This is a genomic window from Desertibacillus haloalkaliphilus, assembly GCF_019039105.1.
Lineage (GTDB): Bacteria > Bacillota > Bacilli > Bacillales > KJ1-10-99 > Desertibacillus > Desertibacillus haloalkaliphilus.
Genome location: NZ_JAHPIV010000071.1, coordinates 1 through 538 on the forward strand (window position 1 = coordinate 1; position 538 = coordinate 538).

Sequence of the window (538 nt, forward strand, 5' to 3'; positions counted from 1 at the left end):
TTTTCTCTCCTCTTCCTTTTCCTCCTCTTTTCTCCTTTTCTCCTCCTTCCTTTCTCCCCCTTCTTCTTTTTTTTCTTCCTTTTCCTCCTCTCTCCCCTTCTTCTCTCTTTTCTTCTTCCTTTCTTTTTCTCCTCCCTTCCCCCTCCCCCTCTTTTCTCTTTCCCCTCTTCTCTCCCTTCTCTCCTCTTTCTCTCTCCCCTTCCTTCTCCTCCTTCTTTCCTCTTTTCCCCTCCTCTCTTTTTCTCCCTTTCCCTTCCTCTCCCCTTCCTCCCTCTTCTCTCCCTCCCCTCTCTCCTCCTTCTTCTCCCTTTTTTCTTCTTTTCTTTCCCCCCTTCTCCTCCTTCCCTTTCTTCTCCTTTTTTCCCTCCCCTCCTCCCCCCTTTCTCCTCCTTCTTCTCCCTTTTCTTTCTCTCCTCTTTCTTCCTTTTCTCTTCCTTTCCCTTCCTCCCCCTCTCTTCTTTTCCCCTCTTCCCTCCTTCTTCTCCTTCCTTTTCTCTCTCCCTCTTCTCTCCTTTCTCTCCTCTTTTCCCTCTCCCCT

General features: G+C 49.1%; 1 protein-coding gene. It reads right to left on the reverse strand.

Annotated elements, in window-relative coordinates:
* Positions 1–538, reverse strand: a 538-nt coding sequence (locus tag KH400_RS29625; protein ID WP_217227934.1) for a hypothetical protein, incomplete at both ends; no start/stop codon positions are given.